Origin of the sequence: Cylindrospermopsis raciborskii Cr2010 (assembly GCF_003367075.2) — a bacterium.
Classification (GTDB): Bacteria; Cyanobacteriota; Cyanobacteriia; order Cyanobacteriales; family Nostocaceae; genus Raphidiopsis; species Raphidiopsis raciborskii.
Genome location: NZ_CP065936.1, coordinates 500,113 through 523,214, shown reverse-complemented (window position 1 = coordinate 523,214; position 23,102 = coordinate 500,113). Strand labels below are relative to the sequence as shown.

23 protein-coding genes and 1 CRISPR repeat array are annotated in these 23,102 nt (G+C 39.3%); of the genes, 15 read left to right on the top strand and 8 right to left on the bottom strand.

Translation table 11 applies throughout. The features are described from left to right. The first annotated feature begins 20 nt into the window (after positions 1–20). A complete protein-coding gene (gene pyrE, locus C6N34_RS02415) occupies positions 21–644 on the top strand; it encodes an orotate phosphoribosyltransferase (protein ID WP_057178651.1) in 624 nt (207 codons plus the stop codon). Positions 645–664: 20 nt separating this feature from the next. Here pyrE and C6N34_RS02410 read toward each other — a convergent pair whose 3' ends face one another. From C6N34_RS02410 to petB, 3 genes are all read right to left on the bottom strand, one after another. Next, positions 665–1,111 carry an ATP-binding protein gene (locus tag C6N34_RS02410; RefSeq protein WP_057178650.1) on the bottom strand — a complete coding sequence of 149 codons (447 nt, stop codon included), beginning with the start codon at positions 1,109–1,111 and terminating at the stop codon, positions 665–667. A 172-nt stretch (positions 1,112–1,283) separates the two neighbouring features. Next, complete coding sequence (petD, locus tag C6N34_RS02405; protein WP_009341662.1) at positions 1,284–1,766, bottom strand: cytochrome b6-f complex subunit IV; 483 nt, start codon at positions 1,764–1,766, stop codon at positions 1,284–1,286. Between the two features lie 73 nt (positions 1,767–1,839). Further along, positions 1,840–2,487, bottom strand: coding sequence for a cytochrome b6 (petB, locus tag C6N34_RS02400; protein WP_006277347.1), 648 nt, complete (start codon positions 2,485–2,487; stop codon positions 1,840–1,842). Positions 2,488–2,880: 393 nt separating this feature from the next. Here petB and ctpA point away from each other — a divergent pair, with 393 nt between their 5' ends. Both ctpA and C6N34_RS02390 read left to right on the top strand, forming a co-directional pair. Continuing rightward, positions 2,881–4,140, top strand: a complete 1,260-nt coding sequence (gene ctpA / locus C6N34_RS02395; protein WP_057178649.1) for a carboxyl-terminal processing protease CtpA — start codon at positions 2,881–2,883, stop codon at positions 4,138–4,140. Positions 4,141–4,158: 18 nt separating this feature from the next. After that, entirely contained in the window at positions 4,159–4,791 is a 633-nt protein-coding gene (locus C6N34_RS02390; RefSeq protein WP_115538425.1) for a response regulator transcription factor, read from the top strand. Here C6N34_RS02390 and C6N34_RS02385 read toward each other — a convergent pair. Together C6N34_RS02385 and C6N34_RS02380 are read right to left on the bottom strand one after the other, a co-directional pair. Beyond that, positions 4,784–5,389, bottom strand: a complete 606-nt coding sequence (locus tag C6N34_RS02385; RefSeq protein WP_083383444.1) for an IS630 family transposase — start codon at positions 5,387–5,389, stop codon at positions 4,784–4,786. The two genes, C6N34_RS02390 and C6N34_RS02385, sit on opposite strands and share 8 nt — an antisense overlap. Continuing rightward, positions 5,364–5,732: a helix-turn-helix domain-containing protein gene (locus C6N34_RS02380; RefSeq protein ID WP_102981708.1), complete on the bottom strand. Its 369-nt coding sequence runs from the start codon at positions 5,730–5,732 to the stop codon at positions 5,364–5,366. Before C6N34_RS02380 ends, C6N34_RS02385 begins: the two co-directional genes overlap by 26 nt. A gap of 366 nt (positions 5,733–6,098) precedes the next feature. On the opposite strand from C6N34_RS02380, the gene C6N34_RS02375 reads away from it, so the two are divergent. The 10 genes from C6N34_RS02375 to C6N34_RS02330 all read left to right on the top strand — a co-directional run bounded on the left by C6N34_RS02375 (position 6,099) and on the right by C6N34_RS02330 (position 14,011). Further along, positions 6,099–7,337 (top strand): glycosyltransferase family 4 protein, encoded by a 1,239-nt coding sequence (locus C6N34_RS02375; RefSeq protein WP_115538423.1) that lies wholly within the window; start codon positions 6,099–6,101, stop codon positions 7,335–7,337. A 95-nt stretch (positions 7,338–7,432) separates the two neighbouring features. After that, positions 7,433–7,639 carry a type II toxin-antitoxin system HicA family toxin gene (locus C6N34_RS02370; RefSeq protein ID WP_057177884.1) on the top strand — a complete coding sequence of 69 codons (207 nt, stop codon included), beginning with the start codon at positions 7,433–7,435 and terminating at the stop codon, positions 7,637–7,639. Next, a complete protein-coding gene (locus tag C6N34_RS02365) occupies positions 7,636–7,863 on the top strand; it encodes a type II toxin-antitoxin system HicB family antitoxin (RefSeq protein WP_115538422.1) in 228 nt (75 codons plus the stop codon). The genes C6N34_RS02370 and C6N34_RS02365 overlap by 4 nt, the downstream gene beginning before the upstream one ends. A gap of 847 nt (positions 7,864–8,710) precedes the next feature. Further along, positions 8,711–9,481, top strand: coding sequence for a glycosyltransferase (locus tag C6N34_RS02360; RefSeq protein WP_115538421.1), 771 nt, complete (start codon positions 8,711–8,713; stop codon positions 9,479–9,481). Between the two features lie 94 nt (positions 9,482–9,575). Further along, on the top strand, positions 9,576–10,235 hold the full coding sequence (locus C6N34_RS02355; RefSeq protein WP_236107344.1) for a class I SAM-dependent methyltransferase: 660 nt from the start codon (positions 9,576–9,578) through the stop codon (positions 10,233–10,235). A gap of 400 nt (positions 10,236–10,635) precedes the next feature. Continuing rightward, complete coding sequence (locus tag C6N34_RS02350; protein WP_220272383.1) at positions 10,636–11,487, top strand: glycosyltransferase family 4 protein; 852 nt, start codon at positions 10,636–10,638, stop codon at positions 11,485–11,487. Between the two features lie 6 nt (positions 11,488–11,493). Then, entirely contained in the window at positions 11,494–11,922 is a 429-nt protein-coding gene (locus C6N34_RS02345; protein WP_181884022.1) for an asparagine synthetase B family protein, read from the top strand. A gap of 11 nt (positions 11,923–11,933) precedes the next feature. Further along, positions 11,934–12,626: an IS1 family transposase gene (locus C6N34_RS02340; protein WP_141302948.1), complete on the top strand. Its 693-nt coding sequence runs from the start codon at positions 11,934–11,936 to the stop codon at positions 12,624–12,626. 14 nt (positions 12,627–12,640) lie between these two features. Then, positions 12,641–13,168 (top strand): transposase family protein, encoded by a 528-nt coding sequence (locus tag C6N34_RS02335; protein ID WP_236107342.1) that lies wholly within the window; start codon positions 12,641–12,643, stop codon positions 13,166–13,168. A gap of 90 nt (positions 13,169–13,258) precedes the next feature. Next, the gene (locus C6N34_RS02330) at positions 13,259–14,011 is read left to right on the top strand and encodes a transposase (RefSeq protein ID WP_096547088.1); all 753 of its coding nucleotides are present in this window, start codon (positions 13,259–13,261) and stop codon (positions 14,009–14,011) included. Between the two features lie 166 nt (positions 14,012–14,177). Here the strand turns inward: C6N34_RS02330 and C6N34_RS02325 are convergent, their stop codons facing one another. Beyond that, positions 14,178–15,533, bottom strand: coding sequence for a serine/threonine-protein kinase (locus C6N34_RS02325; RefSeq protein ID WP_236107340.1), 1,356 nt, complete (start codon positions 15,531–15,533; stop codon positions 14,178–14,180). Between the two features lie 452 nt (positions 15,534–15,985). Between C6N34_RS02325 and C6N34_RS02320 the strand changes: the two genes are divergently transcribed. Continuing rightward, entirely contained in the window at positions 15,986–16,738 is a 753-nt protein-coding gene (locus C6N34_RS02320; RefSeq protein WP_096547088.1) for a transposase, read from the top strand. An 89-nt stretch (positions 16,739–16,827) separates the two neighbouring features. Here the strand turns inward: C6N34_RS02320 and C6N34_RS02315 are convergent, their stop codons facing one another. Beyond that, positions 16,828–17,985 (bottom strand): GUN4 domain-containing protein, encoded by a 1,158-nt coding sequence (locus C6N34_RS02315; protein ID WP_236107338.1) that lies wholly within the window; start codon positions 17,983–17,985, stop codon positions 16,828–16,830. 788 nt (positions 17,986–18,773) lie between these two features. Here C6N34_RS02315 and C6N34_RS02310 point away from each other — a divergent pair. Beyond that, positions 18,774–19,379, top strand: a complete 606-nt coding sequence (locus C6N34_RS02310; RefSeq protein WP_040010139.1) for a vWA domain-containing protein — start codon at positions 18,774–18,776, stop codon at positions 19,377–19,379. Between the two features lie 1,211 nt (positions 19,380–20,590). After that, positions 20,591–21,973: a CRISPR direct-repeat array (repeat unit 36 nt; unit sequence GTCTTGACCTTCGCAAGAAGGAATAGGTATTGCGAC). A 115-nt stretch (positions 21,974–22,088) separates the two neighbouring features. Here C6N34_RS02310 and C6N34_RS02305 read toward each other — a convergent pair. After that, the gene (locus tag C6N34_RS02305) at positions 22,089–22,952 is read right to left on the bottom strand and encodes a tyrosine-type recombinase/integrase (protein WP_115538089.1); all 864 of its coding nucleotides are present in this window, start codon (positions 22,950–22,952) and stop codon (positions 22,089–22,091) included. Positions 22,953–23,102: the final 150 nt, after the last annotated feature.

Genomic DNA, 23,102 nt, shown 5'->3' with positions numbered 1-23,102 from the left:
TTAACAGTTAATCAGTGCTAATGTCCCATTCTACCAAAACATCTCATGATTCCACAATTTGGTCAACTACTGATGATTTGGCCCTCCTACGTCGGAAGTTACTAGATTTATTCTGTCAACTTGCTTATCAGGAAGGTGATTTTGTTCTCTCTTCTGGAAGGCGGAGTTCCTACTATATCAATGGCAAACAAGTTACTCTTCATCCCCAGGGTGCCCTAGCTATAGGTAGATTAATACTTAATATTCTACCAGTAGATACTCAAGCTGTCGCTGGTTTAACTCTGGGCGCTGATCCCATTGTGTCTTCTGTTAGTGTGGTCTCTGTTTATGAAAATAGACCCATACCTGCCCTAATTATTCGTAAAGAAGCTAAGGGACATGGTACAATGGCTTATATTGAGGGTCCAAATTTACCGCCAGCAGCTAGGGTGGTGGTTTTGGAAGATGTGGTTACCACTGGGAAATCTGCTCTTCAAGCAGTAGAACGCCTCACATCGGCCGGTTATCAGGTTGATCGGGTGGTTTCTCTCGTAGACAGACTTCAAGGAGGAAGAGAATTGTATGAATCAGTTAACTTGCATTTTGATACCCTATTTACTATTCTTGATTTACAGGAAATATATCAAAAGTTAAAGGGTACTTGAAGCGGGCTGGTCATACTAGTTTAAGCAGGTATGCCTTCAAAACGGTTCTTTACGATTAATAAACAGTTTCTCTGATTATCTATACGTTCATAAACCACCTGATCTGCTAGACGGCGAATTAAAAACCATCCATAACCATGCTCTTGTAGGGTACCGGGTTTAGGTTCCGGTATCTGATCAGGATTAAAGGGTTGACCGTAGTCCCAAATTCGGATTTCTAATCTATCTACCCATAAACCCAATTCAATTTCTATATTTGTTTCTGGTGGCAAATTCCGATGAGCATGACGCACCGCGTTGGTAAAGCCTTCTGCTAATGCCAGGTTCATACGGTATATGTGGCTTTCTGACCAGCCTTGTTGAACAAGATATCGCAAACAAAAGGTCTCAAACCACTCCTGGACTTGATTCTGTAGCTTTAATTCGCTTTTTACTGTTGTTCGGTCTTGCTGAACTTTAGTAAGCATTGACCTGAGTCTAAAATTGTTGTTTAGCCATTTAACACTCTTTGGTAACCTGTTGGTTCCAAAAGTATATCAGTTGAAATCACGGGAAACAGATTTCTCCCTAACCTCTCTCATACACTTTTAAAACCCCCAGGCATTAGTCTGAGATTAGCAAAATTAGGGCTTGACTAATTTAGAATAGTCCCAAAGTTAGAGATTTGTCTAAAGGCAGTGCTGCACCAATACCTAACCAGATGGTAACAAGAGTACCAAATAAGAATACTGTTGTTGCTACTGGACGACGGAATGGATTTTGAAACTTGTTAACGCTTTCAATAAAGGGAACAAGAATCAGTCCCAGGGGTACTGATGCCATGGCCAATACTCCCAAAAGTTTATTGGGTAGAGAGCGGAGAATCTGGAACACTGGGAACAGATACCACTCGGGCAAAATTTCTAAAGGGGTGGCAAAAGGATTTGCTGGTTCACCTACTAATGCAGGCTCTAGTACAGCTAGGGCTACAATACAGGCAAATGAACCCATGATTACAATGGGGAATACATAAAGTAAATCATTGGGCCAAGCAGGTTCGCCATAGTAGTTATGACCCATTCCCTTAGCCAGTTTCGCTCTTAAAATAGGATCGCTTAGATCCGGTTTCTTTTGTGTGGACATTTTTAGTTGTTGTCTCCCGATTACTCAAGTGTCTGGTAATTACAATTTTCCACTAATTACAGTTTTACAGCAATTACAATGGTCCAGAAATACCTTGCTTGCGGATCATCAAGAAGTGGAACAGCATGAATACTGCAATTAGCCAAGGTAGTACAAAGGTGTGGGCACTGTAGTATCTGGTTAGGGTGGCTTGACCTACGCTAGAACCACCACGTAATAAATCAGAAATCAAAACCCCTACTACGGGAATTGCCTCTGGCACACCACTAACGATTTTCACCGCCCAGTAACCCACTTGATCCCAAGGTAATGAGTAACCAGTTACACCAAAGGAAACGGTGATGACTGCTAGAATTACTCCGCTAACCCAGGTCAGTTCCCGTGGTTTTTTGAACCCACCAGTTAAGTATACCCGGAAAACGTGGAGGATCATCATTAATACCATCATGCTGGCGGACCAACGATGGATGGAACGAATTAGCCAACCAAAGTTAACTTCATTCATTATGTACTGCACAGAGGAGAATGCCTCTGCTACTGTAGGCTTGTAGTAGAATGTCATGGCAAATCCAGTGGCAAACTGAATTAGAAAACAAACTAGAGTGATTCCGCCTAAACAGTAAAAGATGTTAACGTGGGGTGGTACGTATTTGCTGGTTACGTCCTCAGCGAGCGCTTCCAGTTCTAAACGTTCCTCAAACCAATCATAGACGCTGGCCATATAATTTCAAGTCCCTACAAATTACCTATGGTGGATAATTGACTTCTCCCCGCTTCAAAAAGACGAGTCTCTCAAAGCTATTGGGATGCGCAAGCAAAAAGAGCAGCTAGGTTACAAAACTGTTAGGTTTTTCAGAAACTTAACATTCTGTAAATATGGAATATATTGCGTTCCGCTTGCAAGCCAACGTGAAAAATGTTGGTTCCCAAGAAGATTTTATCGTTTTTTGGCTGGTTGTGCTTCTCCATGTCATCTGAAGAATAATTAACTTCAGAATTGATTACAAGACACCCCCATAAGAAAAGTAACATAATTGAGAGTGAAATTTCATTAAAAACTTCCCTACCGGAGGTTAATAATTAGTTTAGTTAGGAATAAGAGGAAAAAAGCTCCATGAATAAATGGCTCTTACGATGGGGATTTTCGTTACTTTTGGCTTTTGGTGTGGCTTTCATCTGGGGTTTTAGCTACTTTGTTCCATCAGCTATTGCTTTAACTCAACAGCAAAAAGTAGTAGCTGAGGCTTGGCGAATTGTTAATAGATCATATATAGATGCAAGTTTTAATAACCAAAACTGGGAAAGTGTAAGACAACGAGCTTTTAAACAACCCCTGGGAAATGATCAAGCAGCATACAAAGTAGTGCGAGATATGCTTAAAAGCCTAGATGATCCTTTCACCAGATTTTTAGACCCAGACCAGTATCGCAGTTTACAAGTTAACACTTCCGGAGAGTTGACCGGTATAGGTTTACAAATCGCTCTCAATTCTGAAACTGGTATATTAGAGGTAATTACACCTATTCAGGGTTCACCTGCAGAAAGAGCAGGCTTAAAACCACGAGATCGGATTTTACAAATTGAGGGATTATCCACGGAAAATATCACCCTGGATGAAGCAGCAGCGCGGATGCGTGGACCCATTGGCACAGTAGTCACCCTACTGATTGGTCGCGAGGGACAACCAAATCAAGAAGTAGTTTTAGTGCGCGATCGCATTGAATTAAATCCTGTACTGGCTGACTTACGTCTTTCACCGGAAGGAATGCCCATTGGTTATATTCGTCTTTCACAATTCAATGCTAATGCTGCTTTAGAACTAGCGAATGCAATTAATAGCATGGAGGAGCAGGGGTCGACAGCCTACATTTTGGATTTGCGCAATAATCCAGGAGGACTATTAAAAGCGGGGATAGAGGTAGCCCGTCAATGGTTAGACTCGGGAATGGTAGTGTATACTGTTAACCGTCAAGGTATACAAGGGAGTTTTGAAGCCTTTGGTCCAGCTTTAACTCAGGATCCTCTAGTGATTTTGGTCAACCAGGGCACTGCTAGTGCCAGCGAGATTTTAGCGGGTGCTTTACAAGACAATGGTAGAGCGGAGCTAGTCGGTGAAACTACTTTTGGTAAAGGGCTAATTCAGTCATTATTTCAACTAACTGACGGTTCTGGTTTAGCAGTGACAATTGCTAAATATGAAACACCGAACCATCGAGATATTAATAAATTAGGGATTAAGCCAGATGTAGAGGTTAAACAATCAATGATTAGGCGTGAACAAGTAGGCAGTTCAGATGATAAGCAGTATCAAGCTGCCCTAGAAATACTAAACAAAAAACTGCTGATAGCAGAAAGTTTAAAAAAGTCAAATTAAAACATCAGTTAAATAGTGATGTGGATTCTTGTTGTAGAGGATGATTATTACCTAACAGAATCCCTGACAGAAGCTCTAACCATGGAAAGGTACGAAGTAGAATGTGTCAGGGATGGTGAAGCTGCTTGGAGGCGATTACAGGACTTATCAGTAATAAACTATGACCTGATAATTATGGATATTACCCTACCTAAACTAGACGGGATTCGACTATGCCAAAAACTGCGTGACCATGGTTGTACTTTACCCATTCTCATGCTCACTGCTCGCGATACAATTAGTGATAAAATCACAGGTTTAGATGCTGGAGCGGACTCTTACATGGTCAAACCCTTTAATTTGCAAGAACTAATGGCCCAAGTTCGGGCATTATTACGCCGAGGGAAGCCTGTAACTAATAACACTCTCACCTGGGGTGACTTGTCCTTGGATTTTAGCACGTACAAAGTTTTATATGGGAAAAAACCTATTCATTTGACACCTAAAGAATTTGCTCTCATGGAAGCTCTATTGCGTTGTAATGGACGTATTGCTACTCGTAGCATCTTAATTGACCAAATTTGGGCTTGGGAAAATCCACCAGAAGAAGAAACCATCAAAACCTATATTAGGAACCTACGAGCTAAACTGATTACAGCAGTTTTCATGTAAATAAACCACAATGATTGAACCAATTAAGCGCATCCTCTGCTGTAATATAATTTACTGCACTTGTCATGGCCTCATTTAGGGCTTCTAATGTTCGTGCCTCCCGACTACGGAGAAATTGCTTTAATTTTGACCAACACAATTCTATCGGAGATAAGTCTGGAGAATAGGGGGGTAAAAACTTAACTTTTGCACCGACTGATTCAATTGACAATCTCACGCGCTCGGCATAATGAACCTTTAAATTATCCATAACAACAATAGCCCCTTTCCATAATTGAGGTACTAAAACCTGATTTACATAAGTGAGAAATACTTCTGTATTTGTGCTTCCCTCTACAGTCATTGCTGCCAGAATTCCATCCATATTTAAAGCCCCAATCAGAGAAATATTTTTGCCCTTGTTTCCTGGTACGCTACCAATTGCTCTTTGTCCATCTTGGCTTCTGGCAAACAACCTTGACATCCCTAAATTTATCCCCGATTCATCTAAAAACACTAAATTTCTAATATCAACTGTATCTACCCAACGACGATAATCATGCCTTAATTCTTGAACACGTGGAGTCTCCTGTTCACTGGCATTTAGACTTTTTTTTATGACGTAGACCCAACTTTTCTAAGGCTCGATGCATGGTTGTGATACTAACACTAGTGCCCGTCGTTTCTCTCAGGCGATCGCACAATTCTGAAAGTAGTAAATCATTTTTCTCATCCAGCCAAGACTTGATCATGTTTAAATATTGGCCTGCAATTACAGGCTTTTCATATCCTCCACATTGCTTTGGCTCAACTTGCCCAGTTTCACGATAACGACGTACTAAATTTCTCACAAATGATAAGCTGACCTTGAATCTTTCTGCCAACTGGCGTTGAGATCCCTCTTGAGCAACCCATGCTACAATCACGCGATTACGCAAATCTATTGAATAAGGTTTTGGCATATAATTTGACAGTACTTCTACTCTATTTTAGTTTATTACCCTTATTATAGCTTATCTTATTTTGTAGTTTAACTACATGAAAATTGCTGTAAGGCATTTCGCACGCAAAATGTTAGTCTGGCAACTGTTGGGGAACGCCATCACTGGTTGTGGGACTTCCGCCAAATACAGCGAGCACTGGAGTCAGTTGGTTTTATCGCTACTAGTCGATGCAGCTTCAATACAAGTATGTTCCACGAATTTCCATTTCAGCCCTTAGACGTGGATGTAGACGGACTTCCTAGAAAGGGTTTAGAGTCAATGTATATCGAGGCGAAAAAGCCTAGCTAGATATTTAATTTTTGAATTTTCTCATGGGAATAATTTGTGAAAATAATACATATTAATCACTCCGACATTCTGGGAGGTGCATCACGTGCGGCCTATCGAATTCACAAAGCCCTGCGTCTTCACGGAGTGAATTCCACCATGGCAGTAAATGTAGCTCAGTCGGGAGATTGGACCGTAAATGGACACAAAACCAAATTGGGCAAGGGGTTGGCTAAAATTCGCCCTCAGATAGAGGTTTTATTTCAACAAATCTTCCAAACCGAGAACAAAGTTCTTCATTCTCCCGCGATCATCCCATCCACCTGGGTAAAACGGCTCAATGCTTCGGATGGAGACATACTTCATTTACATTGGTTAAACGGAGAAATGCTGTCAATCAGCGATATAGGTAAACTAGATAAACCAATAGTATGGACTCTCCATGACATGTGGGCATTTTGTGGAGCGGAGCATTACACAGAAGAATTTCGCTGGCGCGAGGGCTACTGGAAAGATAATCGACCGGACTATGAGAGTGGCTTTGACCTTAACCGGTGGACATGGAATCGCAAACTCAAGCACTGGAAAAAGCCGCTACAAATTGTCACTCCTAGCCAATGGTTGGCAGATTGTGTAACCAAAAGCCACCTAATGCACAACTGGCCAGTCAAATTAATACCCTATGCTATTGATACTGAGATATGGCAACCCTTTGACAGAAATCTGGCGCGAAAACTTTTGGATCTACCCACAGACGTTCCCTTACTGTTATTCGGGGCGGTAGGTGGGTCTCGCGATCCCCGAAAAGGATTTGACCTGTTGCGATCAGCTCTTAATCTCCTCCGTGGGCAATTTGCTGGATTAGAATTAGTCGTGTTTGGACAATTGGAACCTAGAGAACCCATAGACCTAGGGTTTCCCATACACTACACTGGTCATTTGCATGATGATCTTAGTCTGCGAATTCTCTACTCTGCTGCTGATGCAATGGTCATTCCTTCGCGTCAGGATAACCTTCCCAACACCGGTCTTGAGGCCCACGCCTGTGGCACACCCGTAATTGCATTTAACATTGGTGGGTTACCTGATATAGTAGAGCATCTTAAAACGGGATATTTAGCTAAAGCTTTTAATGCTGATGATTTAGCCTTAGGTATTGAGTGGGTTTTATGCGACCATTCGCGACTTAGTGATCTTGGATTAGCTGCTAGAGAACGCGCTGTTGGGAGGTGGGCTAATCATTTAATAGCTGATCAGTATTGTAAGGTTTACAGTGAAGTTCTCCAGAAAAATTAGGATGTTTTTATAAACGGGCGCTCACTATTCTGAACATAACGTTGAGAAAAAAGGAAATCCCATACTCCTTTTATGTATTTATTTAATAACTTTGAATGCCTAAAAAAATTCGAGAACTAAAGGCAATGTTGTTAAAAGCCGGGTTTATCCAACGGACTGGTAAAGGTAGTCACACAATCTGGATTCACGAAAAAATGCCAGATATGCCGATAACAATTGCAGGTAAGGATGGTGACGATGCTAAAATCTATTTAGAGAAACAAGTTAAACAAAGACTCGCAAGACTAGAAGAATTACAATGAATTCACATTATAGTATGATTATTTTCTGGTCTCAAGAGGATAACTGCTATGTAGTTCACCTTCCTGACTTCCCTTTTCAAGACATCCACACCCACGGGAATACTTATGAGGAAGCAGCCAAACATGGTCAGCAAGTGATTGACAGTTATCTTCAGCTTTATCAAGAAAATAACCAACCTCTACCCCAGCCTAAAAACCCCTTGAAATATATTCAAGTAGCATAAGCACTCTGGAAGATTGCCCTGACAAATGTCTTTTAATCAAGAGCGATCGCTCTTCTAAACACAGCTGTGAAAAAAAATGGAATCCCATACTCCTTTTCTAAACAGGCGATCGCATTTAGCAAACATAGAATCATTTAACTAAACTTTGATTCAGTGTTCTTTAAGTTAAGTAAAAGCATACATTATAAAGCATACATTATAAAAGACGAGCTCCCGTGGGGAGTGCTTCGCAATCGCCATTGTAAACATAACGTTGAGAAAAAAGGAAATCCCATACTCCTTTTGTAAATGAGCGATCGCATTTACCAAACAAATAATCATCCAACTAAACTTTGGCGATGTTATTTAAGCTAAGTGAAAACATACACTATGAAAAGGCGAACTCCCGTGGGGAGTGCTTCGCAATCGCCCTTCTAAACACAACGTTGAGAAAAAATAGAATCCCATACTCCTTTTGTAAATAAGCGATCGCATTCAGCAAACAGATAACCATCAAGGTAAACTTTGATGCAATATTCTTTAGTCTGAGTAAAAGTATACACTATAAAAAGGCGAGCTCCCATGGGGAGTGCTTCGCAATCACCATTGTGAACATAACGGTGAGAAACAAGGAAATCCTATACTGCTCTTGTAAATAGGCGATCGCATTCAGCAAACAGATAACCATCAAGGTAAACTTTGATGCAACATTCTTTAATCTGAGTAAAAGTATACAATATGAAAAGGCGAGATCCCATGGGGAGTACTTCGCGATCGCTCTTCTAAACACAATGCTGAGAAAAAACGGAGTCCCATACTGCTTTATGATTTTCTATTTTCCACCGAATCCACTGGTAGGCTAAAGTACATGAAAACTAGATTATATATCATTTCAGCAAGTTTTAATGCTGGAAATTGTATAGAAAGGTTAATTCAATCGTTAGAGTCACAGACAGATAAGGACTTTGTTTGGATATTAGTTGATGGAGGATCGAATGACAACACTCTTCAAAAGGCAGAAAAAATACAAGGCATCGCTAAAAAATTAATTCTCAACAGGAATGATTTTGGTATATATCACGCTATTAATACTGGCTTAGAGTTATGCAATGAAGGTTATTATGTAGTCGCAGGGTGTGACGATGTCTTTTATGCTGACGCTGTAGCAAACTTCAAAAAAGCTATTCTTGAGGATAATGCGGATATCATCGCTGCGAACGTAAAAATTTTGCAAAGGCTTAAAAAGCCCAAGGGATCGCACTTAGTTTGGTTGTATGGAGGTAGTAGCTTGATTGCCGCCCATTCAGTAGGGACTGCCATAAGATGTAGTCTTCACAAAAAACTTGGTAATTATTCTAATATGTACCCTATTTATGCAGATGGTGAGTTTATGATTAGAGCATTAGTAAGCGGTGCAAAATTTTCATATCCAGATTTCATTGCTGGAGAATTTTCAGATGGAGGTATAAGCAATAAAAGTCAGCTCATTAGCTTTTCTGATCAGTTTAAGGCTTTAGTTGCACATGGTTATAACTTTTATCTTCAGTGGTTTTTGTTTAATCTTCGATTGCTTAAGTGGTATAGGAAAATTTCTCATTTACAAGCATTAGCGAAAACAAACCAGAGAAATGGTTCATGAGAGTTCTAGATTCCAATTTTCCAGTGATCTCGTCTGTTTAGTACATCAGTTTGCATCTCATTCAACCGCATACTGCTATATAAGGAGAATGTTAATGATCGATAAGAACAACGTTATTGGCTGTTTAGATAACAAATATCCTGTTACAATTGAACTAGGATGCGGCTCACGAAAAAGACATCCTGAAGCAATTGGAATTGACATTTTAGATGCACCTTGTGTTGACATTGTTGGTGATATTTACGAGGTTTTAGTTTGCTTTAAGACCGGTACTGTTAGCCAAGTTTATTCCTATCATTTTATCGAACATATTCCAGATCTGTTTCTGTTGATGAAAGAGTTAGAAAGGATCGTTAAACCAGGTGGCAGCATAGAGCTAGTAGCACCTCATTTTTCAAATCCTTATTTTTATTCAGATCCAACCCATCAAAGATTTTTCGGACTTTATACTTTTTGTTATTTGTCCACGGGGTCACCCTTTTTTCGACAGGTTCCTACTTATAATATGAACCTAAAATTTAAAACTGAAAAAGTCGATCTTATTTTTAAGTCAGCGCCCCCTTTTTATATAAGACATGGATTTAAACTGTTGCTGGGTACTTTTTTTAACTCATGTATCTATATGAAGGAGTTTTATGAAGAAAACCTGTGTTACATATTTCCTTGCTATGAAGTTCGCTATCTAATTAGTAGAATTAGCGGCGTTGCTGAATCATGGGATGATTTACCCAAATTTTCAACGATTTTTCAATGATTTCGGATGCCAGTTCATCCCGCAAATATGCAACACCGAATTAGCGACTGATTCATGTATGTAGTTGCAAATTATTGTCTGCGTTAAGCTAATTTACAACACTTTTATTCGACTTCAAATCAAAAGACAACTATACTAAACACAATCATATATTTAAAGTGCTACTCATCCTATGTAAACTAGTTTTGCTGTAACTATGCAACACCTCCTGATACTTACCAGATATGGAAAACTAGGAGCCTCATCACGGTTAAGATCCTACCAGTATATTCCATGGTTAGAAAAAAATGGTATACAGGTTACTGTATCTTCTTTATTCTCCGATCAATATGTTAGCAGTCTCCAAGGTGGAAGTAAGAATATATATAACGTTTTGAGAGGATACTTCTCTCGACTAAAGATGGTTCCGACACTTCCTAAGTATGATCTTCTATGGATTGAAAAAGAGTGTTTTCCCTGGTTACCTGCTTGGTTTGAAAAGAATATCTTCTTGAAGAACATACCATACGTCCTTGATTATGATGACGCTGTTTTCCATAATTATGATCAACACCCTAACTTTTTAGTTAGATATCTGCTTGCTAATAAACATCCGGACTTGATTTGCAGTTCTGCACTCGTTATTGCTGGCAACTCTTACTTGGCACAATTTGCCCGCACTGCAGGTTCGGAGAATGTTGCAGTCGTACCTACAGTAATAGATCTGAACAAATATCATTGTGTAAATTCCGTAAGAAAAAACCACTTACCCTGTATCGGTTGGATTGGTCAAAGATCTACAGCAAAGCATCTCCGTATGCTATCTCCTCTACTCAACCAATTATCAGTTCAAGATAAAAGTCGATGCCTTGCTATTGGAATTAATACTCGTGAACTGCAAATTCCCATGGAATCAGTTCCATGGAGTGAGGAAACGGAAGTCGGTCTCATAAGTAAGCTTGATATTGGCATCATGCCACTTGATAATTCTTCATTCAGTCGCGGCAAGTGTGGGTACAAGTTAATTCAATATATGGCCTGTGGATTGCCAGTGGTCGCCTCCCCTATTGGTGTGAATACTCAGATTGTCGAGCATGGTGTTAATGGTTTTTTAGCAACCACTCTTTCAGAGTGGGAAGATGCTCTGGAGAAATTGTTATCTAATCCAGATCTGAGGTTTAAGATGGGACAAGCTGGTCGGCAAAAGGTTGAACGTGAGTATTGTATTCAAGTAACTGCACCAAAAGTATTAGAACTTTTAAAAAGATATTAAAACCCCATGTGTGGAATTACTGGTTATTGGACTAAATCAATTAGAATTACTGGTTATTGGACTAAATCAATTAACAGTCAAGAGTTGGAGTTGATTGCCCAGCAAATGTCCAAGCCTCTCTACCATCGAGGACCTGATGACGGGGGAACATGGACAGATAAAAGAGCAGGGATAGCCCTAGCACACCGCCGCCTATCCATAGTGGACCTTTCTCCCCTAGGGAAACAACCTATGGCATCATCTGATGGTCGCTATATTCTGGTATTCAATGGTGAAATTTATAACTTTTCCCAGCTGCGCCAGGAACTGATTGGGCTAGGTCATACTTTTCGTGGACACTCTGATACAGAAGTAATTCTAGCTTCATTCTGTCAATGGGGAATTAAATCCGCAGTAGAAAGATTTGTGGCGTTGCATAATAGAGGTATGAATTGAGGTAATCTACTGTGCATTGTCCAAACTGCGGGTCTTCCAAAATCAGAAAGAATGGCAAACGTCGAGGTAAACAAAATCACATTTGTGTTGATTGTGGTCGTCAATTTATCGATGTCTATAGTCCACCTAAAGGCTATTCAGAAGAAGTTAAACAAAGTTGCCTGCGCTCTTATGTTAACGGTATGGGATTTAGAGCAATTGAACGCGATAAAGGCGTTCATCATACAACTATTATTTACTGGCTAAAACAAATTGGTTCCATACTTCCAGATGCTCCACCAGTTGAGGAAACACCCTTGGTAGGTGAGCTTGATGAGTTGGAGACCTTTGTGGGATCAAAAAAAAACAAAATATGGTTGTGGACAGCAGTAAATCACTTCCGTAAAAATATCCTGGCTTGGGTTGTGGGAGACCACAGCTCACAAGCATTTCAACCTTTGTGGGACATCGTTAAACTCTGGCAATGCTTTTTTTATGTTACTGATGGGTGGAGGGTTTATCCGAGTTTTATTCAGCCAGAGGATCATATTGTGAGCAAAACATATATGACTAGGGTAGAGGGTGAAAATACACGTTTACGTCACTACTTAGCGCGACTACATAGAAAAACGCTATGCTATTCAAAATCTGTAGATATGCTTAGGTATTCAATTAAATTATTACTTCACTATTTAAAGTATGAAGTAATACCCGCGTTTAGTTGATTCATCCCGCAAATATGCAACGCCGGTTTCCAGATGTGAAGGAGGTGATTGTGGATGGTACGGAGCGTCCAGTCCAGCGTCCTCAAAACCGAGAACGCCAAAAAGAGTATTACTCTGGCAAGAAAAAGCGGCATACATGCAAGCAGATTACAGTCAGCACAAGGGAGAAACGAGTGATTATTCTGACGAAAACCAGAGCAGGTAAAGTGCATGACAAACGGCTACTCCATGAATCAGAGATAGTGCAATACATTCCTGATGAAGTAGCAATAGAGGGAGATTTGGGTTTTCATGGGTTGGAGAAAGAATTTGTCAATGTCCATTTACCACACAAGAAACCGAAAGGTAAGGAGTTAACACAGCAGCAAAAGGAGGAGAATCGAGAACTCAGTCGTCAGCGAGTTGTGTGTGAGCACGCTCACTCTGGAATTAAGAGATATAACTGTGTACATTCTGTATATAGGAATCGTGTGACCGATTTTGATGATCAATTGATGTTGGTCAGTGCAGGGCTATGGAACTTCTATTTAGATGCAGCATAAATTCAATCGGGATGGGGAAAGTTCTGTCATCCGGAAATATGCTTTTATTTCCCAACAGCTCTATTGAGAATAACCCAGTCTTAAATTTTTATGAGTCGAAAACCAAGAAAATTAGAAGCAGGATACTGCTATCACATTACAATCAGATGTAACAATCGGGAATTTAGACTAACTAAATTAGAATGTCGTCAGGTCTTGATTTATGCAATAAAAAAAGCAATTGACAAGTATAATTTTAGAATGTATGGGTTATGTCTAATGAGTAATCACATACATTATTTAATAGAACCATTACAGCCCTCAGATCTGCCTAAAATTATGCACTGGTTAAATTGGTATACAGCACTGTGCTTTAATCAGATGCTGAATAGAACAGGGCATTTTTGGGAAAAAAGGTATCACAGCACGGGGTTTGCCATGTCAGATAAGAAAAGGGCATTAAACACGCTGAGATATATACACGGCAATCCTAAAGCAGCAGGAATACAACAGGGGATGTTTTATGATTTTAGTAACTATGGAGTACATGAGAGGTTAGGTAGTGATGGGGTAACAACATGGCATCCAGCCTTTTTAGCATTAGGGAAAACTTTAGATGAGTGTGCAAGCATTTATAAAGGATTTTGTCAAAAATATCGTCCTCAACCGAAAAAGGTGGAAAAAAACCGCTGGGGGAGTAAACTTTTGGCGGGGATGAAACCAAATCAAAAAAAGAAGGGAACATCACCAGGACAGCTAAAGCTTTTTTGGGATGAGTTAGACATAACTAATGAGGAAATAATAAAGGCAGCAACAATATTTGTCAAGGCAAATTGTTATACACCTAATCCTAAAAATAAATAGTACCAGGTATCCGAAACCCTGGAACTAGCAAGGTTTCGTTAATTTCTTGTTATTTACAAAAGTTAACAATACTATCAAACCTTTATGGGTTACACTCTACATGTCTTGACAGGAGGGAAGTGTCCACCAAATCTATACACCAACCACTCCAAACAAAAACTCCAAACTACCCACCCCAAGGTGAATAAAGGTGAATAGGTGACCAGAGGTGACCCGTTGGTGCGGATAATGAAAAGTTTAAATCTTTGTAATCGAGCCATGAACCTTGTTTTCTCCATCCCACCCTGTCTCCGAAGGATTCAAAGGATCTCCATAATTCACGTTCATTACTAGATTTTGTTCCCCCCAGGTTTTTGTATATTTCTTGTTGGACAGATATACCAAATTTACCCTGACTATATTTTAACCACAAATTATCAATGGTGCGCAATTCTTGACAGGGAAAATTTTCTGCATCTTCTATTCTCAACCAACCCTCGCTTTGTCTGTTAGCTACTGCTAACATTACTCTGGCTGTTTCTTCATCTGCTTCTCTAAAGTTTTGAGCTTTTAATAGGGTTTCTAATTTTGTGTACCTCCTAGGGATCACCTCTGATTCAACAGATTTTTCTGCCTTTATTGGTTCTTTTTTCTGTGGTTCTGGTTGTTTTACCGTTAGAACTTCCTCTTTTGGTAATGATTTAGATTCTATCAAACCCAAGTCTTTTCTAAATTCTTCTATATTTTTCGTTCTCTGCTCAGGATTTATAGCCATTGCAGCTATTATGGCATCATTCACTTTCTTGCTAATACTAGGATTGTAACTTTTAGGTTCTGGTAGTTCCTCTTCATCATATTTGCGATTTACTGCTGGGACTGGTGATGATTCCCCCTTTAACCGTAATCCGTTAGCCGTTAATACGTAATATAGAGTTGCCCCTAAAGCATACACATCTGTATGTGGTCCAAAATTAGCTTTTCTTTGATACTGTTCTATTGGTGCATAACCATGTGTTAATGAGTTGGTCATACTTTGAGTAGATATAATTCTTGCTAGTCCAAAATCTATTAGCACCGCATCTTTATAATTATTTCTCAATAAAATATTATCTGGCTTTATATCCCTATGTAAGTAGTTATCTTTATGTACACATTCTAGAGCTTGACTAATTTGGTCAATGTATTTTAGTGCTAATACTTCAGTTAACTGCCCATTTTCTTCAATATACTTAGAGAGAGGGATTCCTTTTATATACTCCATTAATACGGCAAAAAGTTCCCCCTCCTGAATAACTTCATAGACTTTAACTATGTGGGGATGCCTAAAGCCCTTTACTGTTAATGCTTCGTTGATAAATTTAACTTGTTGCTCTTTAAAATCGACCCGATTTTGTATGGTGGGGTTTAAGGTCTTAATGGCATATAGTTCACCTTTACGGTCTTTAGCTTTATAGGTAATGCCAAATCCTCCGACACCAAGAACCTCTTCTATGGTAAATCTATCATTAACGATTGACTGTCCCGGTTGCCAAGTGATTAACATGTTTAATCAGTTTATCTTTGGTAAGTAATAATCCATATCTTAATAGGGTAACAGAAAAAGGAGCATATAAAAGGGAGTCAGGGAATTCATTATTTGCGCCACATTCAGTTTGACTCCGATAACCTGGGTAAGAGTTATCCTTGCTAAGCACTCCATACAGGCGATTGCGCAGCACTCGCTACGCGAGATCGCAAGGCACGCTCTCATCTAGGCACGTTTCATGTTCGGTTCCCGGTTCGTAAAAGATTGACGGTAAACGTTTTCCGTCAAAGGATGAATCAGTTATTTCAAGGTTTTTGGGATATTTGGAGGGGGATCTCGCATTCAGTGTTCCCCCCGATTCCTTCTCAAGGGAAAATTCTGAATGTATTGAGAGGCGATTGCGAAGCACTCCCTACGGGAGACAGCACATTCTCAGCTTTATATTGAGAATAACCCAGTCTTAAATTTTTATGAGTCGAAAACCAAGAAAATTAGAAGCAGGATACTGCTATCACATTACAATCAGATGTAACAATCGGGAATTTAGACTAACTAAATTAGAATGTCGTCAGGTCTTGATTTATGCAATAAAAAAAGCAATTGACAAGTATAATTTTAGAATGTATGGGTTATGTCTAATGAGTAATCACATACATTATTTAATAGAACCATTACAGCCCTCAGATCTGCCTAAAATTATGCACTGGTTAAATTGGTATACAGCACTGTGCTTTAATCAGATGCTGAATAGAACAGGGCATTTTTGGGAAAAAAGGTATCACAGCACGGGGTTTGCCATGTCAGATAAGAAAAGGGCATTAAACACGCTGAGATATATACACGGCAATCCTAAAGCAGCAGGAATACAACAGGGAATGTTTTATGATTTTAGTAACTATGGAGTACATGAGAGGTTAGGTAGTGATGGGGTAACAACATGGCATCCAGCCTTTTTAGCATTAGGGAAAACTTTAGATGAGTGTGCAAGCATTTATAAAGGATTTTGTCAAAAATATCGTCCTCAACCGAAAAAGGTGGAAAAAAACCGCTGGGGGAGTAAACTTTTGGCGGGGATGAAACCAAATCAAAAAAAGAAGGGAACATCACCGGGACAACTAAAGCTCTTTTGGGATGAGTTAGACATAACTAATGAGGAAATAATAAAGGCAGCAACAATATTTGTCAAGGCAAATTGTTATACACCTAATCCTAAAAATAAATAGTACCAGGTATCCGAAACCCTGGAACTAGCAAGGTTTCGTTAATTTCTTGTTATTTACAAAAGTTAACAATACTATCAAACCTTTATGGGTTACACTCTACATGTCTTGACAGGAGGGAAGATCTTCCTACTACCCATCACCCCTCCCCACCTCCCCCACAAACCCCCTTCCCACCCCACCCCACCACCAACAAAGAGGTGACCCGTTGGTGCGGATAATGAAAAGTTTAAATCTTTGTAATCGAGCCATGAACCTTGTTTTCTCCATCCCACCCTGTCTCCGAAGGATCTCCATACATTTACATCAAATTGTTTTGTTCCCCCCAGGTTTTTGTATATTTCTTGTTGGACAGATATACCAAATTTACCCTGACTATATTTTAACCACAAATTATCAATGGTGCGCAATTCTTGACAGGGAAAATTTTCTGCATCTTCTATTCTCAACCAACCCTCGCTTTGTCTGTTAGCTACTGCTAACATTACTCTGGCTGTTTCTTCATCTGCTTCTCTAAAGTTTTGAGCTTTTAATAGGGTTTCTAATTTTGTGTAATTGATTGGTGGATACAATGTTCCAGAATAGTAGACTTTACCAGTTGTTTTATCAAAAATCTTGAATTCTAATATCTTCACATTTAAGGAAGTATCAGAATATGATATACTATAAGGGTTATCAAAGGTTGCATTAGAGCGTCCTATTTGCCTTTTTACAGGGCTGTATCCTTCTATTTTGGAAATAAATATTATCCTAAAATTCTCTTTAAGTTTTTTAGCTAAATTAGAACTTATTCTAAGTGTAATAGTTTGTTCGTTACTTTTCCTGTCCGGCTTTATACTAAATGATTCCCTATCCCAACTACTAACATCTATTGTAGCTCCAAAAGCATTAGAAGCTTTATACGTTCTGTAGTTAAATGTCTTTGACTTCCACGTAAATTCTGTATAATCACTTTTAGGTATTTCTATACGAAATAAACTTAAATCAGCATTGTAGGATGACTCAAACTTATCTGACAGAACAAAAGCTAAGGTACTATCAACATTGATTGTTCCAAGTATTGGTTTAAGTCCTTCTTTGATTACTCTTTGATTAAATGCTTGTGTAGTTTCAAATTCATCCTTTTTCAAAGACTCCTGTCTTTTAATTAACGCGTTTGAAATGGCTTCAAGATCATGCCCAAGAAAATTTGGTAGTATTTTGGTTGAGTTATTGAAAGGCGTAGTAAGATAAGTCGCTTTGTTTGACATACGACTTGAGTTGCTTCTTTGTGAACTATTCTTTTTAGATGCAATTGTATACTGTGGTATCCACAGTATGTTTATTAATGCAAAAATTGCTATGCTGGTAATTGACAGATGTAATTTGTTTATCTTCATATATCCCTTTATGTTGGTTCTATCTACTTTTGAAATATTTTTGGACTAAGTAGGAAGGCACAGTTATTTGTAGGATGGGTTAGGGGTAGCATAAGCCACGCGTGTAGTGGGTTTTATACTTCAACTCAACCTACCTTCATCTTATATTTAATTCCACTTATTGAAAAGGGTGCTGTGACCTAGATTAGAGCTTTATCGGTTTTGCACTTTTGAACCATTGCTCCATAGTGGGATATGACAATTGTCTTTTATAACGTGAACCCAAAGTATTTCCTACGGTAGCTCGCGAGGCACCACTTACTACCTGAAATACCATGAGAAAGGAGAGTTGGGCTAAATACGCGAGGTAAGACTAGGTAAACTATGCAAGGGAGGGAAAAACATCCCCACTTGACAACCCCATTGTTCCCAACCTCCCAGTAATGGTAGTTGACCCTTTGATGCGTAAAGTGACGATAAATCATCATAATAAAGACTAATAATACTATTATAATATAGCTAATATCCGTTATGCCTCCATCCTGTTCTGTCATCGAAGGATATCTATGTACTGTTTAAATTTATCTCATTTTTCTAACTGGGAATTAGGATACCCTCACCTTGCGCAAAAATGCTAGATAACAGATAAAATAAGAGTAACCTAATATTTAGAGCAAAATATGTTGAACGATCGCGACTATACGCTAATCATTGATAAAAGTGGGAGCATGTCAACTCGAGATCAACGGGGTGGAAAAACCAGATGGGAAATAGCCCAAGAATCTACCATAGCCCTAGCCAGAAAGTGTGAGGAATTTGACCCAGATGGTATTACTGTTTATGTATTTTCCGGTAGATTTAAACGATACGAAAATGTGACAGCAGCAAAGGTTGCCCAAATATTTCAAGAAAATGATCCTGTTGGTGCAACCAATTTAGCTGGAGTGCTTTTAGATGCTACTAATCAATATTTTCAACGTAAAGCATCTGGTCAAGCCAAACCGAATGGTGAAACCATTCTAGTGATTACTGATGGCGAACCGGATGATCGGAAAGCAGTTTTTGAAGTAGTTATTAAGGCCTCTCGCAAAATGGATAAAGATGAGGAATTAGCAATTTCTCTAATTCAAGTAGGTAGGGATCCGCAAGCTACAAAATTTCTCAAAACTCTCGATGACCAGTTACAAAGTGTAGGAGCTAAATTTGATATTTGTGACACTGTGACTTTAGATGAGTTAGAAGAAATGAGTTTAACAGAAGTTTTAATGAATGCGATTACTGATTAGTAGAATTGTAGGAGGTTGACAAAAGATCATTCGCTTTCAGTATGTTCTGGAAAAATGTGTGGGACATGGTAGCATAGACCTCGGGTAATTTGGCAAAAGACTAATTAATATGAAATATGTCTCGACCTTCGTAAGAAGGAATAGGTATTGCGACTGCTTGTACAACTAAAGAGGTATTTGATTGTTTTACAGCTACATCTTGACCTTCGTAAGAAGGAATAAGTATTGCGACCTGGTAGATACTGGGTTGGATTCTGCCCTCGCACCCTGGTTCGGAAGCATTTCCCTTGCGAATTTCCTAGGGTTCGTCTTCCCCCTATGAGCGATTGCGAAGCACTCCCTACGGGCGATTGCGCAGCACTCCCTACGGGAGATCGCATTGCACTCCCTACGGGCGATTGCGAAGCACTCGCTACGCGAGATCGCTTTGCTACAGGAAGCAGAATTCATATCCAGGCTCATTTCATGTTCGGTTCCCATTTGGTAAAACTTTGACGGTAAACGTTTTCCGTCAAAGGATAAATCAGTTATTTCAAAGTTTTGGGGATATTTGGAGGGGGATTGCGAAGCACTCCCTACGGGCGATTGCGAAGCACTCCCTACGGGAGATAGCGCAGCACTCGCTACGCGAGATCGCTCTCCTCTAGGCACGTTTCATGTTCGGTTCGCGGTTGGTAAAAGATTGACGGAAAACGTTTTTCGTCAGTGCATAAAGCCATTACTCCAAGAATTTTAGCGTATACTGTTTAATTGGATGTAGCTATGTAAGTTAGTATTGTATTTTAAGATATTAAATTATAGCTATACATTTTTATCCAGACAATGAAATATACTTTTAAAGTTTTGCACCCAGTAACTTACAGTAGCGTATTCACAATAAAAAGAAAATATACATAATTTTTAGGGAATTATTTTGCTGTAAATGTGTTATAATACGGGGGAATATAGGGGAAAATCGATATAAATATTTAAGTAATAAGAAAGAATAATGATAAAAATAAAGACAAAAAAAACAGTAATTAACGAAGAGATTGCGAAGGTCAAGAAAAAACGCTGGAATGCCTATTATTTCGTTGGGAACCTCGCAGCCTTGTGGTGTAAAGGTTTCAGCCATTATTTTGATGGTGCTGGAGGTGAAAAACAGAGAAATTTTGCTGACCTTCGCAAAGTGGGTCTAGACACCAGTCAGGGTAAGGGGTTAAAATGGAGGGGTCTTGACCTTCGCAAGAAGGAATAGGTATTGCGACGACAATCTTTCAGTCTCTCTCTCAATTCCTCTAACAATGTCTTGACCTTCGCAAGAAGGAATAGGTATTGCGACAATTCAGACGAGGGATTAATGCTGAAAAACGATTGGTGGGTCTTGACCTTCGCAAGAAGGAATAGGTATTGCGACACCCATTGTCCTTGGGTCATGTCAATAAACTGCCAGCTCTGTCTTGACCTTCGCAAGAAGGAATAGGTATTGCGACTTAAAACTGTTAGGGGCCGCGCCTCTAACAGAAAACAGTCTTGACCTTCGCAAGAAGGAATAGGTATTGCGACAACTGGTCGGCTGCCATGAGCATTTCATGGTTGCTCCTTACCAATTGGTAGTCTTGACCTTCGCAAGAAGGAATAGGTATTGCGACTAGCCATTCCCCTCTAGATGGTCAATCAATCGCTCTGGTCTTGACCTTCGCAAGAAGGAATAGGTATTGCGACCATCTATCCAAGACTCTCTAACACCATTGTTCATGTCTTGACCTTCGCAAGAAGGAATAGGTATTGCGACCAGAGGTACGGCTGTAGTTGTGTAAAAAGGACAGTACCGTCTTGACCTTCGCAAGAAGGAATAGGTATTGCGACACACAACACTGACAAGATGTCAAAGATGTGAGGTGGTGGGTCTTGACCTTCGCAAGAAGGAATAGGTATTGCGACCAAGAAGTAGTAACCTCTTGGGGTGTCCAGGACTCATATTGTCTTGACCTTCGCAAGAAGGAATAGGTATTGCGACAATTAAATACCATACAGGTATTCAAAGTCTGAGGCAACCGTCTTGACCTTCGCAAGAAGGAATAGGTATTGCGACTCACCACCGTTTTCGAAGAGTTCTATACCTCCTCTAAGTCTTGACCTTCGCAAGAAGGAATAGGTATTGCGACTTGTTTTTAACAGCATTGCCGTCTTGGTTCAGGAATAGTCTTGACCTTCGCAAGAAGGAATAGGTATTGCGACGGTCTTCTGCCAGAACTAGCTTAATTGCGGAATTAAGCTTGTCTTGACCTTCGCAAGAAGGAATAGGTATTGCGACCTGAAACAATTGCAGCAACAATCGAGATAACCAACTCAGTCTTGACCTTCGCAAGAAGGAATAGGTATTGCGACTCTAGGTTTCTAGAAGGTGTTTGTTTGAGGGCATCACTCTGGTCTTGACCTTCGCAAGAAGGAATAGGTATTGCGACTTAGAGACGACATCCACATTCACTCCGTCCTCCAGGGTGGTCTTGACCTTCGCAAGAAGGAATAGGTATTGCGACTTTTTTATAGGATTACCATCTTCAACGGTGAAGACGGTCTTGACCTTCGCAAGAAGGAATAGGTATTGCGAATTGAGTATATTTAGTGTAGATAAGTAAATTCGCAAACTTTAACTTTCATAAGAGAACTAAGTGTTAAGACAAATAAAAAAGAGGGAGGATAATCTTCCCTCTTTCATTTAAGTATCTATAGATAAAGACTACTACAATCATTAGGTCGGGCATGTAGATATTTAGTTGTAGTAGCAACAGAAGAATGACCTAAAGATGTAGAAACTTGATTAATATCAGCACCATTGTGTAAAGCTAAGGTAGCATGAGTGTGGCGGAGCCAATGGGGACTGGCGCTGATACCAATTCTTTTAGAAGCAGTGCGAACAATATCCCAAACAGCTTTTTGTGTAAGATTTTTACCACCCTTGCGAGATTTAAATACAGGAGACTCATTAGTAGTTTTATGCGACTTTAAAGATGTCCATAGTAAAGGAGGAATGATTAAAGTGCGTTGTTTGTTACCTTTACCAGTAATATGAACATAAGCAGTAGAACCATTATCTTTAATATCTGCCCAGAGAAGTATAGTTAATTCACTAACTCTAAGTCCACAAAAGAATAATAGCTCTAAGATAAGTCGATTACGTGTATTAGTTTCTAATGTAATCATAGCATCTACTTCTGCTCGAGTTAAAATTCTTTCACGTAAAGCAGAGACAGGCTTAGGAGATTTAACACGATGGGTGATATTAGTAGGAAGTACACTCTCATCTCTAAGAAAAGTAAAGAAGGATTTTATTATATTGGTGTAAGTGTTAATAGTATTAATAGTTTTACCAGATTGATAGAGATATTCCTGGTAATCTCTAAAATGAGCAGCAGTAGAATTAGCTATATGGATATCATCTAAATAAGATATGTAACTACGAATTACCCTATTATAGCTTCTTTTAGAGTGTGTAGATTTACCATATAACCATTGATTAATAGCATTAGTAATAGAATCTTCTTTGGTAATTGTAGTAGAGGGGTTAGACAAGACAGAGATGGTAGACAATAGAAAAACCTCCCGAATGAACTACTGATAATTGCACTTATCTTACTTTCACTCCCTCTTATCCTCTATCCGTACTCTTTCTGTATTTTTTTATTCTCTGTATCTATCTCCTCCTTCACTACTTTCCTATAAATACATTTACTTTATTAA

Coding starts and splice junctions, on each gene's coding strand:
- C6N34_RS02390 (WP_115538425.1), top strand. CDS start 4,159: ATGTGGATTCTTGTTGTAGAGGATGATTATTACCTAACAGAATCCCTG.
- pyrE (WP_057178651.1), top strand. CDS start 21: ATGTCCCATTCTACCAAAACATCTCATGATTCCACAATTTGGTCAACT.
- petB (WP_006277347.1), bottom strand. CDS start 2,487: ATGGCCAGCGTCTATGATTGGTTTGAGGAACGTTTAGAACTGGAAGCG.
- C6N34_RS02360 (WP_115538421.1), top strand. CDS start 8,711: ATGAAAACTAGATTATATATCATTTCAGCAAGTTTTAATGCTGGAAAT.
- C6N34_RS02320 (WP_096547088.1), top strand. CDS start 15,986: ATGAGTCGAAAACCAAGAAAATTAGAAGCAGGATACTGCTATCACATT.
- C6N34_RS02335 (WP_236107342.1), top strand. CDS start 12,641: ATGCAACGCCGGTTTCCAGATGTGAAGGAGGTGATTGTGGATGGTACG.
- C6N34_RS02330 (WP_096547088.1), top strand. CDS start 13,259: ATGAGTCGAAAACCAAGAAAATTAGAAGCAGGATACTGCTATCACATT.
- ctpA (WP_057178649.1), top strand. CDS start 2,881: ATGAATAAATGGCTCTTACGATGGGGATTTTCGTTACTTTTGGCTTTT.
- C6N34_RS02365 (WP_115538422.1), top strand. CDS start 7,636: ATGAATTCACATTATAGTATGATTATTTTCTGGTCTCAAGAGGATAAC.
- C6N34_RS02380 (WP_102981708.1), bottom strand. CDS start 5,732: ATGCCAAAACCTTATTCAATAGATTTGCGTAATCGCGTGATTGTAGCA.
- C6N34_RS02355 (WP_236107344.1), top strand. CDS start 9,576: ATGATCGATAAGAACAACGTTATTGGCTGTTTAGATAACAAATATCCT.
- C6N34_RS02325 (WP_236107340.1), bottom strand. CDS start 15,533: ATGTTAATCACTTGGCAACCGGGACAGTCAATCGTTAATGATAGATTT.
- C6N34_RS02315 (WP_236107338.1), bottom strand. CDS start 17,985: ATGTCAAACAAAGCGACTTATCTTACTACGCCTTTCAATAACTCAACC.
- C6N34_RS02350 (WP_220272383.1), top strand. CDS start 10,636: ATGGTTCCGACACTTCCTAAGTATGATCTTCTATGGATTGAAAAAGAG.
- C6N34_RS02345 (WP_181884022.1), top strand. CDS start 11,494: ATGTGTGGAATTACTGGTTATTGGACTAAATCAATTAGAATTACTGGT.
- C6N34_RS02310 (WP_040010139.1), top strand. CDS start 18,774: ATGTTGAACGATCGCGACTATACGCTAATCATTGATAAAAGTGGGAGC.
- C6N34_RS02410 (WP_057178650.1), bottom strand. CDS start 1,111: ATGCTTACTAAAGTTCAGCAAGACCGAACAACAGTAAAAAGCGAATTA.
- C6N34_RS02370 (WP_057177884.1), top strand. CDS start 7,433: ATGCCTAAAAAAATTCGAGAACTAAAGGCAATGTTGTTAAAAGCCGGG.
- petD (WP_009341662.1), bottom strand. CDS start 1,766: ATGTCCACACAAAAGAAACCGGATCTAAGCGATCCTATTTTAAGAGCG.